This window comes from Arcobacter sp. ISO1 (assembly GCF_058105185.1).
This window is the reverse complement of record NZ_CM176573.1, coordinates 980,013-993,486: the sequence shown is the minus strand read 5'-3', so window position 1 is coordinate 993,486 and position 13,474 is coordinate 980,013. Positions and strand designations below refer to the sequence as shown.

Here is a 13,474-nt window from a genome sequence, read left to right as displayed (position 1 = left end):
TATCCTTATTTATTTGGATCTGTCTCAATTCTAAACTCAACTCTTCTAGATAATACATAGTTTTCAGTTCCGTCTTCATTCATAACAGATTGTGATGAAGATTTACCCTCAGCTACAAAAGCTTTTTCAACAAACCCTTTATTTTCTAAAACTGCATCATCATTATTCCCTGTGATATAGTCTAAGACTTTATCTGCTCTTTTTTGAGAAAGAACTCTATTTTTCTCAAATTTTTCTTCAGGAGTTTTTGCAGTTCTATATCTAGATGAAGTGTGTCCTTCAACATGTACAGAAGTAATTTCATCACTATAATCTTTTAAAATATTTACATATCTTGGGAAGAAACTATTTAAAATCTCTTTATAGTTAGTAGATATTTTACTACTTCCTCTTGTAAACATCATTGCTGGGTTTTTAAATCTAAAAGTTAAAGTGTCTTCATCAATTTCTGCATTCCATTGTTCAAAATCTGGTGCAAACTCTGCTTTTAAAGCATTATATAAATCATTTAATACATGAATAGTTAAATCATCTTGGGCTTTACCTCTTTGGTTTGCTGAGTTAATTGCCATTGCCATTGCAGTATAATCACCGTTTGCAATTTTTTTCTCAACTTGCGCACACCATCTATCTCCATCAATAACACCTTCAGTTATTGTCTCACCACCATCAAATGATAATTGAACTTGTCTTACATCAGCATCTAAAACATCACCACAAATTTTTGGTGTATTATCATTGATTACTTCATAATCATCTATTGTAATTAAGTTATAAAATTGTTCAGCTGGAACTGCAACTTCTTCTGGTCCATTACATTCTGCTTCAACATTTTCAGCTCTTAATAATTTTGCAATTAAAACATCATTTGTTTTTGAAGCATAGTGAAGTGGAGACATCTCATATTTATCTAATACATCTCTTTTTGCGCCATTACAAATTAACAATTTAGACATTTTTGTATATCCATTTCTTGTTGAATCTATTAATGGAGTATCACCATATTTATCAACACTATTAACAATTGCACCATTTTCAATAAGTTTTTCAGCAATATCAAGATGATTGAATCTTGAAGCTAAATGTAAAGGTGTGTAACCAAATTTGTCTTTCTCATTTAAATCAATTTTCTCATTAATAAAAAAATCAACTAACTTCATATCATTTATTCTAACAGCATCATGAATAGATGATTCTGTTAAAATATCCTTATGCTTTAAACTTGTAACACTATCTCCATTAACTGTAGTACTAGAATTAGCTGGAACAGAAGTTGTAGAAACTTCTTTACTAGAACAACCACTTAAAACAATTAGTGTAGCAACACTAAAACCAATCAAATATTTTTTCATTTTATTCTCCCTTTATTTATTTATTTTTATCTTTCATGTAACGAATCTTGTTTTACTTTTAAAATAGGTTTTAAAATAAAATCTAGTATCGTTTTCTTACCAGTTACAATATCAACACTTGCAATCATACCTGGAATAATTGGAAGTTTTTTCCCATTTCTCTCAAGGTGATTTTTATCTGTTTTTACAATAACTCGATAATAACTTCTATCTTCTTTTGAATTTTCTTCGACAATTGAATCAGCCGAAATTTCTACAATTTTACCAACCAACCCACCATAAATTGAGAAATCATATGCTGTAATCTTTACAATTGCCTTTTGACTAGGATTGATAAAAGCAATATCTCTTGGATCAATCTTAGCCTCCACAAGAAGAATATCACTTTGAGGAACTATCTCAACTAAGTCCATACCTGACTTTACAACACCCCCAATTGTGTTAAAATTAAGTTGTTTTATAATCCCATCAACAGGTGATAAAATCGTAGTTTTAGCAACCTTATCCTCTTCACCAACTAATTTCGCTCCAAATTTATTTATCAAACTTGCAGTTTTTTGTAATTCATCTGATGCTTGTGCCCTAAAAGAGTTTAATTTTTCTGATATTCTATTATTTGCTTCAGATATAGCTAGTTGCGATCTTCTTACTGATAATAAAGATGCTTCTAATTCTGCACTTACATCAGTATACTCTTTTTCAGTATTTAATAAATCATATTTAGACCTTACACCCCTTTGAACTAATTTTTGAATAGTTGCTTTTTGCTCTTTGATAAGTAAAAAGCTTTTTTTCAAATTCTTGATTGTATTTCTAATCTCTTTTAATTCTTGTTTCTTTTGACCTAGTTGAGTTTCTAAAACTCTAATTGAAGATTTCAATTCTTTATATCTATTTTCTAATAGATTTTTTTCCAATCTATCATATCTTGAAGAGTCTTCTAAAACCTCTTTTGGAAAATCTATTTTAGGTAATTTTTTTCTAATATCTATTTTTGATTCAATTTCAAGTCTTTCTTTAACTGCTAATAAACTCAAATACTCTTGTTTGTTTTCCTCTAATGTTGCTTGGAACCTTGTAGTATCAATCTTCATGATAGGGGTTCCTTGTTTTATTATCTCCCCTTCTTTTACTAATATTTCTGAGATAATACCCCCATCTAAAGATTGAACTCTTTGTATTTTATCAGAAGGGATTACCTTTCCATTACCCCTAGCAAGTTCATCAACTTCTGCTAATGCAGCCCATGTTATAGCTCCAGTTATAAAAATAAAAATAAAAATAAATGCCAAATTAGAAAACTTACTTGGATTTTCATTTGCATGGGCATAATTAGAATATATAAATTCTAAATCCTCATCCTCTTCATCTTTTAAACCATATAATCTACCAAACCACCCAATTTTTTTCTTTGATTTCAAGTTTTGAGAAGCTTCACTATAAGATTCATTGTAATCTTTATTAAAAGTTTTTAAATTATCTTCTTGTAATAATGTTTCTTTATTTTCCATTATTACCACCTAAATTTGTTTTAAATAACTCCTCTTTAGAACCATCAAAAGCAATTTCTCCATCATCTAAGATTATAACCCTATCAACAAGTTGAAGAAGTGAAGTTTTATGGGTAACGATTACTAATGTTTTATCTTCAATAATTTTTTCAATTTTAGATATAAAAGCTTTTTCTGTCTGTCTATCCATTGCATTTGTTGGTTCATCAAGCATTAATATACTTGGATTTGAGACTAATGCTCTTGCAAGGGTCACAGATTGTCTCTCCCCTCCACTTAAGCCTTCACCTCTTTCTCCAACCATTAAATCAAAACCAGCTTCATGTTTCCCTAAAAACTCATTAAGTCCTGCAATTTTTGATACATTTATAAGCTCTTCATCAGATACATATTGTTCACCAATAGTTATATTATCTTTAATTGTTCCCATAAATAAAAATGGCTCTTGGGGTACACATCCAACAGCATGTCTTAAATCAATTGGATCTATTTGTCTAGTATCAACTCCATCAATTAAAACAGAACCATTAGTTGGTTCGTAAAGATTCATTATAATTTTTAATAGAGTAGATTTTCCAGAACCTATTTTCCCTAAAATTGCAATTTTTTCACCTTCATTTATTTTCAGGTTTAGATTTTTTATTGTTTGATGATTTTGTTCTCTATATGAAAAATTTAAATTTTTTAATACAATTTCACCCTTTAAATTTGGTCTACTTATATATGTTTTATCCTCTTTTTCAAGAGGCATTTTCATAACTTCATCCAAATTTTTCAAAGATAGCATTGTTTTATCAAATCTTATTAACAAACCAACTAATTGAGAAACAGGGGAAATAACTCTTCCATTTAATATCATGGCTGCAATAATAGCACCCATTGTAATTTCACCTTCAGCTGCTAAATATACACCACCTGCTACTATTGCAATATTTGAGAACTGCGAAATAAAAGCTGTAAAAAAAGTAATACTTTGAGATAAAAAATGACCTTTATCGGCATAATGAACTGTTTTAGTAACTGATTGATCCCAGTTTGTTCTCATTCTATTTTGAGCTCTTACACTTTTAATTATCTCTAAACCAGTTACAGATTCAATCAAGGTTGTTTGCTTGATTTGCTCCTCTTTAACTGACTTTTCAATTAATTGTTTTAGAGGTCTTTGCATATACCATGAGGTAATCAATGAAATAATCACAGTTGCAACAGTAATATAAGCTAAAGGGCCACCTATATAAAATATTACACCAATAAATATTATTACAAAAGGAAAGTCTACAAATGTAGCAATAGTTGCACTTGTAAAAAACTCTCTTACTGTTTCAAAAGATTGTAATCTACTTACAAATTGACCTGTAGAAGCTGGTTTTGAATCCATTTTTATATTTAATACATGGTTGAAAATTCTATTAGCAACTAAAGTATCTGTTCTTTTACTTGCTACTCCTAAAAAGTAAGACCTTAAAACTTTAAGAATAAAATCAAAAAACATAACTAGAGATATCCCTATAAATAAAGCCCACATCGTTTCAATTGCATTATTAGGAAGTACTCTATCATATACATTCATTGTAAAAAGAGGTGTTGCAAGAATAAAGAGATTTATAAAAAGTGAAACCATAATCACTTGCTTATAAATCCCTTTGTTTTTAAATAAAGTTCCCCAAAACCACTCTTTTGGGTTTTCAACAAGAACCTCTTTTTCAACTCTATTATTAAAATTAAATTCTGGCTTTATAATTATTAATTCACCTGTATATTCAGAATTTAATTTATCTAAAGCAATAGTTGTTTCTCCAGAACTTAATCCTGGCATTATAACTTTTGCAAGTCCTTCTTTTTCATCATAATCCAATAATATACAAGATCTGTCATTATCTAATAAAAGAACAGATGGTAAAGCTAACTTTGTAAGTTTAATAATCTTTCTTTTTACAATTTTACTGGCAAGTCCAATTCTAGTAGCAGACTCTACAAACATATCAATGTTTAATGATCTATTATGAACTGGTAAATTAAACTTTAAAGATTCAGCAGAGGTTTCCCTTTTATGATATTTAGCAAGAAAAAGTAAACACTCAAGTAAAGTGTCTACTCTTCTTCTATCTTTTAAATTATTAAGGTTTTGTTCTAAGCCATTTTTATCTTGCAAATTTAATCCAATATTTTAATTATATTTTACGTATAAAGCCTGGTGTTTACTTATATTATCAACATAAGGTTTACCAGATAAAATATTTGGACTTAATGATTTAAGTGCCTCTTTTGCTTCTTTTACAGAACTGTAAACTCCATATAAAACTTTTGCACTTTTCATACTAGGTCCAAATTCAAAGGCATAAGCATTATCTCCTAGGTTGTTTTCTTTTATAAAATTACTTGCTTCAACAATTCCATTTTTTGTAGCAATATTTATTGTAAAGAAATTTTTTGGAGCTTCTAGAAAAGATTTATATTCTGAAGTTGCCATTTTCATTGCATCTGATGATGCTTTTTTAGTAATTTCATTATCCATTGAACTTGCAACAGCTGTAGTATCTAATCCTAACTCTTTTCTAATTAGTTTACTATCAGAAGTACTAATTAAACCATTTAACTCTAATTCTGTTTCTTTATCTTGTTTTTTAGGGCTGTAATCAATAACTCTTGGTTGAATATTTGCACAATCTTGATTAGGATTAGACAAAATTGTGTCTGTTAACATAGATAGATTAAACATTAAGTCATAGTAATTATTTAATGATGCATACTCCATATTTATTAAACTTTTTGAAGAATTATAAAGTTCGCTCTCTGCATCTAAAATATCAACAAAAGTTCTAGTACCTGCTTCAAATTCATTTCTATATGCTTCCACAATATTTACATTTGCATCCACATATTTTGTTAATGCTTCAACTCTTTTTTTATACTTAAAATATTTATTGTATGTAGATTTTACATCTGCAACTACTTCATTAGTAATATTTTCTAATGTCTTTTTTCTTTCTTGTAAGAATATCATTTCTTGCTCTGACCTAATTGAATCTCTATTACCATTATATAAATTCCAATTTAGGTTTAATCTAGCATAGGCATCTTTTTGTGTACCATTTTCATTTAACTCTAAATCATCATCAATAGATGCTTTTAATTCTAAGTTTAAATTTGGAAGAAATTTTGAATCATATTGAGCGATTTTTTCTCTTTGTTGTTTTATATTTTCAATCTCTTCTTGAATTCTATAGTTTCTTAAAATAGCTATTTCGATTGCTTCTTTTAATGTTCCTGGTATTTTTGATTCATCTATAGTTGGTCTACAAACATTATTTTTTGGTTCAGAACCAACAAATTTAACATAATTTGCAATACCTGTATCTTTTAAATCTTGTTCTTCTATGTAACTATCTGTAACAAAATGTAGTTTTGAAGAAACTTGGTATGTTTCTAAAACTTCACCACTAATCTCTTCTTTTTCTTTTGCCGTAACTAAATTGTCTTCATGAACTTGAAGCATACTTTGAGATAGAACAAGTCTTTCATCGAATTTAACTAAATCATTATATACTCTAACAGTATCTAAAATAGTATTTTCAATCGAATATAAACTTCTAAATTTATTTGCAAAATTTTGATGTTTCATTTCACTAACTTGAGAAGGGGTTTCTCCACCATCATATAAATACTGTCTGAAAATAATCGCTGCATTGTAACCATCTTCACTAGTGTTAACATCAGGAGTTGCATCATCAAAGTCTTTATCAATTTTAGCAGTTTCTAAATATGATTGAAAATCTAATGTTGGTAGATATAAACCTTCCCTATCATCAACATACATTCTATATGCTTCTTGATTCTTCCTTTCAGCTATAACATCTGGATTATTATTTAATGTTAACTCAACTGTATCTCGTAAACTATTTGCAGAAGAAGAAACAGATAAAACTGCTAATCCTATACCTATACCAATAAATGCCATACCCCGTTTCATATATTACCCCTTAAATAATTCTTAAAATTAATTTATAATTTACTATTTTAAAGTTTCTTATAAATTATTTTATTATCTTATATTTCACTTATTCTAGCATAAAAAGATTAAAAATGTATACATTTGATAAAAATAATAAAAAAAATTTTAAATTTGTTCTAAATTACTTAAATATCTTATATATTGAAGATGAAAAAAACATAAAAGAAAACATCGAAAAAACCTTAAAACTGATGGTTTCAGATGTTTTTTCATGTGAAAACATTGATGAAGCAAAAAACATACTTAAAAATAAAAGAATTGATTTAATTATTTCTGATATTAGTTTACCAGGACAAAATGGCCTTGATTTTGTTGAAATGTTAAGAGAAAGTAAAAACAATACTCCAGTTATTTTATTATCTGCATATACCCAAAAAGATTATTTATTAAAAGCAACAAGATTAAAGCTTGTTGATTACCTAGTTAAACCCATAAATTTTGATGATCTAAAAAATTGTTTATATAAAGCTTGTGAAGAGATAATTGAAAAAGGTTTATTTATTATAAGTTTTGAAGAAGCTATCTCTTATAATGTTTTACAAAAGAAACTTTATTCAAAAGATAAAGAAATCATCGATTTAACACATAAAGAGATTTTACTTCTTGAATACTTGATTCAAAATAACAATAGAGTTATAGCCCACCAAGAGATTAAAGATCATATTTGGGAAGATAGTTTTGAAGCAAGTGACTCTGCATTAAAAAATTTGCTTAATAAACTTAGAAAAAAAATTGGTAAAAACAGTGTTGAAAATATTTCAGGGGTTGGATTTAGAATACATTTAAGTTAAAATACACTTTTTATATATAAAAGGTTTAATCATAAAAAAGTTTACTAGCTATACACTTATTACAGTTTCAATTATCATAATTCTTTTTGTTGGTGGATCAAACTACTTGCACTATAAAATGAAAAAAGAATATCTTACTTATTCATTAATAAATAGTGAAATACAAACTTTAAATGATATTTATTCATTATGTTCTGGATTAGTTTTAGTAAATCCTACAAAAGAAAATGTTGGTAGTTGTAATCTTGTTTATAAAAAAATTGAATATAAAATTGAAGAAGTAAAAGAGAAATCTCCACATATTTATTTTTATACTAAATATATAAGTGAGTAAAAAAAAGAGCATCATAAGGAAACCTTATAATGCTCTAATAGATATGCATGAAATTAATCAATGTAATAATAACCCGTATATCATTAATATATACTTAATTTTGTATAATATTTACTTATAATACTATTTTAATATACTTCTTATTTCTTTCATATAACTTGAAATAGTACATTTTTCTATTATAATATTTATACAGTTTAGTAATAATCTTGAAACTAAAACTTACTATACTATTAACTTAAATTATCAAAACAAAGGATAAAACTTGCTTGCTACTATTCCAAATGATGACCGCTATAAAATGGTTGAAAAAACAATGAAACGACTTAGTTATGATAGAAGTGCATTAATTGAAACACTACATACGGCACAAGAAACTTTTGGCTACTTAGAAAATGAAACTCTAAAATTTATAGCCAGAAGACTAAAACTTCCATATTCAAAAGTTTATGGAGTTGCAACTTTTTATCATTTTTTTAGACTTAAACCAAAAGGAAAGCATACAATTGTAGTTTGTATGGGAACTGCATGTTATATTAAAGATGCAAGTAAAATTCTAGCAAAACTAGAAAATAAATTTAATATAAAAGCAGGGGAAACAACAAAAGATGGTTTACTTTCCCTTATAAGTGCAAGATGTGTTGGTTCATGTTCTTTAGCTCCCATAGCAATTTATGACAATAAAGCAATAGGACATTTAAATATTGAACAATCTATTGAAGAAGCACAGGAGGTAGTAACATGTTAAACTCATTAGAAGAATTAATTGAACTTGCAAGTGAGAAAAGAGATTTAAAAAGAAATTCACACGAGGAACTAAGAGTTTGTATAGGAAGTTCATGTGCAGCACTAAATGCAAATGACCTATTAAAAGATTTAAAAAAAGAAGTTAAAGAAAGTAACCTTGATAAAAGATGTAAAGTAAAAGGTGTAGGATGTAATGGACTTTGCTCTGAAGCTATTATGGTTGCCCATTATCACAAAGTAGGTGAAAGAGAATCTATTTATAGTTTTATTGATAGTTCAAATACAAAAGATTTTATTGATACTTTAAATAATGAAACTCCAATAGAAGAAAAAAAATGTGATACATCTAAACCATTTTTTACAAGACAAGAAAAAATTGTTTTGGAAAATGCAGGAATAGTAGACCCAGATGATATTGATGATTATATTGCATATGATGGGTATCAAGCATTTTACAAAGCTTTAGATGATATGAGTCCTCAAAAAGTAATCAATGAAATAAAACTTTCAGGACTTCGAGGTAGAGGTGGTGGTGGTTACCCAACAGGATTAAAATGGGATTCCGTTGCAAAAGTAGATGCAGATCAAAAGTATATAGTTTGTAATGGAGATGAAGGTGACCCAGGTGCCTTTATGGATAGAGCAATAATGGAAGCAGATCCACATAAAATAATAGAGGGTATGGCATTAGCAGGATATGCATGTGGTGCGACAAAAGGTTATATTTATGTAAGAGCTGAATATCCAATTGCTGTTCAAAAACTCAATAAAGCAATCAAACAAGCTAGACGAAAAGGAATTTTAGGAACTCAGATTGCTGATAGTGGTTTTAGCTTTGATTTAGAAGTTAGACTTGGTGGAGGAGCCTTTGTTTGTGGAGAAGCAACAGCCCTTGTTACATCAATTGAAGGAAATCGTGGGAACCCTAGACAAAAGCCACCACACTTAAGTGATTATGGTCTATGGAAATCTCCAACAATCTTAAACAACGTTGAAACCTTTGCAAATATAGCTCCTATTATTAGAAATGGTGGAGAATGGTTTAAATCTTTCGGAACCGAAAAATCTCCAGGAACAAAAGTATTTGCCTTAACCGGACATATTAAAAATACTGGATTGGTTGAAGTTCCTATGGGGATAACACTAAGAGAACTTATTTTTGAAGTAGGAGGAGGATTACCTGAAGGAACAAATCTAAAAGCTATTCAAACAGGAGGGCCAAGTGGTGGTTGTATTCCAATTGAGTTACTTGATACACCAGTTGATTATGAATCTTTAAAAGAGATAGGTTCAATCATGGGAAGTGGTGGACTTATAGTTATGGATGATAGTTCAAATATGGTTGAAGTAGCTAGGTTTTTTATGGATTTTTGTCAAAGTGAATCTTGCGGGAAATGTGTTCCATGTAGAGTTGGGACTTTAGAATTAACACAATTACTTGATAAATTTATTGCTAAAAAAGCAACAAAAAGTGATTATGAATTATTAAAAAATATGTGTGCAGTTGTTCAGGATACAAGTCTTTGTGGACTTGGACAAACAGCACCAAATCCAGTACTTAGTACAATAAAATATTTTGAAGAAGAGTATTTAGAAGGGATAATAAATGATTAAAGAAAAAGTTAGAGTAAAAACCTTTAAAATAAACGATATTGATGTAACAGGAAAATCAAACTCTTCAATACTTGAAGTAGCAACTGAACATGATATTAAAATACCAACTTTGTGTTATATGAAAGGTTTAAGTGCCGTTGGGTCTTGTAGAATGTGCTTAGTAGAAGTAAAAGGAAGTGATAAACTAATTCCTGCATGTACTTCAAAAATAAAAGAAGGAATGGAAGTTATTACAAACTCTCCAAAGCTTGAAAGCCATAGAAAAATGGTTTTATCTATGATATTTGCAGAAAGAACTCACACTTGTAGTGTTTGTGTATCAAATGGTCATTGTGAACTACAAGATCAAGCAATAGAACTTGGACTTGAACACTCACATGTTCCATATATTAATAAAAACTTTGAAATTGATGCATCCCATAAAGATTATGTTTATGACCCAAATAGATGTATCTTATGCACTAGATGTGTTAGAGTTTGTGACGAAGTTGAAGGTGCCCATGCTTTAGATATCTTTGGTCGAGGAATTGATGCTAAGATTATTCATGATATGGATGAACCATGGGCAGATAGTGAAAGCTGTACTTCTTGTGGAAAATGTGTTCAGGTATGTCCAACTGGATCATTATTTGAAAAGGGTGTAAGTTCAACAGAGATGGTCAAAAAGAAAAATATTGTAACAAACCTAATTCAAATGAGGGAAAATAGATGAAAAAGATAAAAGTAGGAACAGTTTGGCTTGATGGTTGTTCTGGTTGCCATATGTCTTTTTTAGACATGGATGAAAGAATTGTTGAATTATCTCAATATATGGATGTAGTTTATTCTCCTTATGTTGATGCAAAAGAGATTCCCAATGAACTTGATTTATTCATAGTTGAAGGGGCTTTAAGTACAGACCATGATATTAAAGTTATAAAAGAGATTAGAAAAAATTCTAAAAAAATCTTAGCATTAGGAGATTGTGCAATTACAGGAAATGTATCTGCGTTAAAAAACCTAGCAGGAACAGAGGCAGTTTTAGAAAAAGGGTATTTTGACCTAGCTGATTTTAATAAAGGTAAATATCCAGATAAGATAATTCCAAAACTTTTAGACAAGGTTATTCCTCTTAATGAAGCTATAGATGTTGATTATTTTGTTCCTGGCTGTCCAACTCCAGCAGATGCAATTTATGCAGTGTTAAAAGGTCTTATTGAAGGTGTTGAAGTTGATGTTAGTAAATATACAAGATTTGGCTTATAGGAGAGATTTATGGGAAAAGAAAAAATTGTAATTAGTCCAGTAACAAGAATAGAAGGACATGCAAAAATCACTATTGATTTAGATGAAAATAAAAATGTTGAGGATGCGAGATTACATGTAACTCAATATAGAGGCTTTGAAAAAATGTGTGAAGGAAGACCATATTCTGAGATGCCAGGACTAACTGCACGAACATGTGGAATTTGCCCAGTGAGTCATGCAATTTCATCTTCAAAAGCCTGTGATAATCTATTAGCCGTAAGACCTCCAAAAGCAGGGAGAAACTTAAGAAGAATAATAAACCTTGCTCAAATCATTCAATCACACGCTTTAAATTTTTATCATTTAAGTTCTCCTGATTTTGTATTTGGTTTTGATGCAGCTCCTGAAGATAGAAATATTTTTAAGCTTATGCAAACCCATCCTCAAATGGCAAAAGATGGAATAAAATTAAGAGCTTTCGGTCAAAAAATAATCGAAACACTTGGGGGGAAAAGAATACATCCAACATGGATTGTTCCAGGTGGTGTTAGTCACGAAATAAGTGTCGAAACAAAAGATTCAATTTTAGCTTCAATTCCAGAAGCTTTAGAGATTGCTCAAACAGCCTTAAAGTATTTCACTGGAAATCTACATAAATTTCAAAAAGAGATTGATTCTTTCGCAAACTTCCCATCACTATTTATGGGATTAGTAAACAAAAAAGGTAATCTTGAACACTATGATGGGTTTTTAAGATTTATAGATAGTCAAGGAAATATCTTAGAAGATGGAATTGATCCAAGATTTTATAAAGATTACATTGGTGAAGCAGTTGAAGAGGATAGTTATTTAAAATCTCCATATTATAAACCACTTGGATACCCAAATGGTATGTATAGAGTAGGTCCTCTTGCTAGACTTAATATCGCAAATGCTTGTGGAACTCCTCTTGCTGATATTGAATTTGAAAAGTTTAAAAATATAAATAATGGTAAACCGGTACTTAATACTTTTTATTACCACTATGCAAGATTAATTGAAATTATCTATGGAATTGAAAGAATTGAACAACTATTAAATGAACCTCAAACACTTGATACTCAAATTAGAGCCCATGCAAACATCAATAGGAACCAAGGTGTTGGATGTTCCGAAGCTCCAAGGGGAACATTATTCCATGATTACCAAAGTGATGATAATGGGATAATTACAGGTGTTAATCTAATCATTGCAACAGGGAACAATAACCTAGCAATGAATGCAGGGGTTAAACAAGTTGCCCAAACTTTTTTAGATGGAAATGATATAAAAGAGGGAGCACTTAATAGAGTTGAAGCTGTTATTAGATGTTTTGATCCATGTCTTAGTTGTTCTACTCATGCTCAAGGGATTGTATCTTCAACGATTGAAATTAGAGATGAAAAGAAAAATATCATTGAAACGATAAAAAGAGGATAAATCAGAAAATGACAATAATTGTAGGTTTTGGAAATGATTTAAGGGGTGAAGATGGTTTTGGAATTGATGTAATAAAAAGATTGCAAAACTATAATTTACCTGATACTAAATTGATTTCTACCTTTCAATTAACACCAGAGTTAAGTCTTGAGTTAAAAGAAGCTACAAGATTGATTTTTATTGATGCAACTTATAGTGATAGAAATAACTACTCTTTAGCTTGTAATCTTAAAGAATATAAACATGACCAATTAAGTCATCATATTAGTATTAGAACAATTTTAATGATTTTAGAAAGACTTTATAATACTAAACCAGAATATGAGCTTTATTCTATGTTTACAAATAGTTTTAATGAAATAATTGACGAGAAAAATTATGAAAAATCTATAAAGGAAGTTGTGCAGTTTTTAAAAACAGTTAACTAA

The 13,474-nt window shown here is 29.2% G+C and carries 12 protein-coding genes; 8 read left to right on the top strand and 4 right to left on the bottom strand.

Going from position 1 to position 13,474, the window contains the following annotated elements; translation table 11 throughout:
- Window positions 1-5: 5 nt before the first annotated feature.
- Genes AC2TY9_RS05005 through AC2TY9_RS04990 form a run of 4 tightly spaced genes read right to left on the bottom strand, consistent with a single transcriptional unit; the run spans window position 6 to window position 6,833 of the window.
- Window positions 6-1,352 (bottom strand): ankyrin repeat domain-containing protein, encoded by a 1,347-nt coding sequence (locus AC2TY9_RS05005; protein WP_489779833.1) that lies wholly within the window; start codon window positions 1,350-1,352, stop codon window positions 6-8.
- Window positions 1,353-1,378: 26 nt separating this feature from the next.
- Window positions 1,379-2,863 (bottom strand): HlyD family type I secretion periplasmic adaptor subunit, encoded by a 1,485-nt coding sequence (locus AC2TY9_RS05000; protein WP_489779832.1) that lies wholly within the window; start codon window positions 2,861-2,863, stop codon window positions 1,379-1,381.
- Window positions 2,853-5,015, bottom strand: a complete 2,163-nt coding sequence (locus AC2TY9_RS04995; RefSeq protein ID WP_489779831.1) for a type I secretion system permease/ATPase — start codon at window positions 5,013-5,015, stop codon at window positions 2,853-2,855. Before AC2TY9_RS04995 ends, AC2TY9_RS05000 begins: the two co-directional genes overlap by 11 nt.
- Window positions 5,016-5,030: 15 nt before the next feature.
- Window positions 5,031-6,833, bottom strand: coding sequence for a TolC family protein (locus AC2TY9_RS04990; RefSeq protein ID WP_489779830.1), 1,803 nt, complete (start codon window positions 6,831-6,833; stop codon window positions 5,031-5,033).
- Between the two features lie 113 nt (window positions 6,834-6,946).
- On the opposite strand from AC2TY9_RS04990, the gene AC2TY9_RS04985 reads away from it, so the two are divergent.
- The 8 genes from AC2TY9_RS04985 to AC2TY9_RS04950 all read left to right on the top strand — a co-directional run bounded on the left by AC2TY9_RS04985 (window position 6,947) and on the right by AC2TY9_RS04950 (window position 13,474).
- Window positions 6,947-7,666 carry a response regulator transcription factor gene (locus AC2TY9_RS04985; protein ID WP_489779829.1) on the top strand — a complete coding sequence of 240 codons (720 nt, stop codon included), beginning with the start codon at window positions 6,947-6,949 and terminating at the stop codon, window positions 7,664-7,666.
- Window positions 7,667-7,784: 118 nt separating this feature from the next.
- Complete coding sequence (locus AC2TY9_RS04980; protein ID WP_489779828.1) at window positions 7,785-8,000, top strand: hypothetical protein; 216 nt, start codon at window positions 7,785-7,787, stop codon at window positions 7,998-8,000.
- 265 nt (window positions 8,001-8,265) lie between these two features.
- Window positions 8,266-8,748, top strand: a complete 483-nt coding sequence (gene hoxE / locus AC2TY9_RS04975; protein ID WP_489779827.1) for a bidirectional hydrogenase complex protein HoxE — start codon at window positions 8,266-8,268, stop codon at window positions 8,746-8,748.
- Window positions 8,742-10,361, top strand: coding sequence for a NuoF family protein (locus tag AC2TY9_RS04970; RefSeq protein WP_489779826.1), 1,620 nt, complete (start codon window positions 8,742-8,744; stop codon window positions 10,359-10,361). The genes hoxE and AC2TY9_RS04970 overlap by 7 nt, the downstream gene beginning before the upstream one ends.
- Window positions 10,354-11,073, top strand: coding sequence for a bidirectional hydrogenase complex protein HoxU (gene hoxU, locus AC2TY9_RS04965; RefSeq protein ID WP_489779825.1), 720 nt, complete (start codon window positions 10,354-10,356; stop codon window positions 11,071-11,073). The genes AC2TY9_RS04970 and hoxU overlap by 8 nt, the downstream gene beginning before the upstream one ends.
- On the top strand, window positions 11,070-11,606 hold the full coding sequence (locus AC2TY9_RS04960; protein WP_489779824.1) for an NADH-quinone oxidoreductase subunit B family protein: 537 nt from the start codon (window positions 11,070-11,072) through the stop codon (window positions 11,604-11,606). Before hoxU ends, AC2TY9_RS04960 begins: the two co-directional genes overlap by 4 nt.
- 9 nt (window positions 11,607-11,615) lie before the next feature.
- Window positions 11,616-13,046: a Ni/Fe hydrogenase subunit alpha gene (locus tag AC2TY9_RS04955; RefSeq protein ID WP_489779823.1), complete on the top strand. Its 1,431-nt coding sequence runs from the start codon at window positions 11,616-11,618 to the stop codon at window positions 13,044-13,046.
- Between the two features lie 8 nt (window positions 13,047-13,054).
- Window positions 13,055-13,474 (top strand): hydrogenase maturation protease, encoded by a 420-nt coding sequence (locus tag AC2TY9_RS04950; protein ID WP_489779822.1) that lies wholly within the window; start codon window positions 13,055-13,057, stop codon window positions 13,472-13,474.

Excerpts from the sequence above, each read along its gene's own strand:
- AC2TY9_RS04960 (WP_489779824.1), top strand. The coding sequence starts at position 11,070 with ATGAAAAAGATAAAAGTAGGAACAGTTTGGCTTGATGGTTGTTCTGGT.
- AC2TY9_RS05000 (WP_489779832.1), bottom strand. The coding sequence starts at position 2,863 with ATGGAAAATAAAGAAACATTATTACAAGAAGATAATTTAAAAACTTTT.
- AC2TY9_RS04950 (WP_489779822.1), top strand. The coding sequence starts at position 13,055 with ATGACAATAATTGTAGGTTTTGGAAATGATTTAAGGGGTGAAGATGGT.
- hoxU (WP_489779825.1), top strand. The coding sequence starts at position 10,354 with ATGATTAAAGAAAAAGTTAGAGTAAAAACCTTTAAAATAAACGATATT.
- AC2TY9_RS04955 (WP_489779823.1), top strand. The coding sequence starts at position 11,616 with ATGGGAAAAGAAAAAATTGTAATTAGTCCAGTAACAAGAATAGAAGGA.
- AC2TY9_RS05005 (WP_489779833.1), bottom strand. The coding sequence starts at position 1,352 with ATGAAAAAATATTTGATTGGTTTTAGTGTTGCTACACTAATTGTTTTA.
- AC2TY9_RS04990 (WP_489779830.1), bottom strand. The coding sequence starts at position 6,833 with ATGAAACGGGGTATGGCATTTATTGGTATAGGTATAGGATTAGCAGTT.
- AC2TY9_RS04980 (WP_489779828.1), top strand. The coding sequence starts at position 7,785 with ATGAAAAAAGAATATCTTACTTATTCATTAATAAATAGTGAAATACAA.
- AC2TY9_RS04970 (WP_489779826.1), top strand. The coding sequence starts at position 8,742 with ATGTTAAACTCATTAGAAGAATTAATTGAACTTGCAAGTGAGAAAAGA.
- AC2TY9_RS04985 (WP_489779829.1), top strand. The coding sequence starts at position 6,947 with ATGTATACATTTGATAAAAATAATAAAAAAAATTTTAAATTTGTTCTA.